This is a genomic window from Paenibacillus glycanilyticus, assembly GCF_023715145.1.
Taxonomy (GTDB): Bacteria; Bacillota; Bacilli; order Paenibacillales; family Paenibacillaceae; genus Pristimantibacillus; species Pristimantibacillus glycanilyticus_A.
This window is the reverse complement of the sequence record NZ_JAMBNP010000083.1, coordinates 1-257: the sequence shown is the minus strand read 5'-3', so window position 1 is coordinate 257 and position 257 is coordinate 1. Positions and strand designations below refer to the sequence as shown.

Sequence of the window (257 nt, the reverse complement as noted above, 5' to 3'; positions counted from 1 at the left end):
GCCAGCCGTCGAAGGTGGGGTAGATGATTGGGGTGAAGTCGTAACAAGGTAGCCGTATCGGAAGGTGCGGCTGGATCACCTCCTTTCTAAGGAAATACCTGATCACGATGATGATCAGATAGGAAGCATTGCTTCCAAACTACAGGCAGTAGTCGCAGCTCGTTGTCAGTTTTGAAAGAGCAATTCGAGAGAATTGAAAATCTTTCTGCAAGTCATCCGTTTGGTGGCGATGGCGGAGGGGAACCACGCGTTCCCAT

Annotated in this window: 1 rRNA gene; it reads left to right on the top strand. The window is 50.2% G+C overall.

The window, feature by feature from the left end:
* Positions 1–86 (top strand): 16S ribosomal RNA (locus tag M3194_RS31075); the annotation flags it as partial.
* Positions 87–257: the final 171 nt, after the last annotated feature.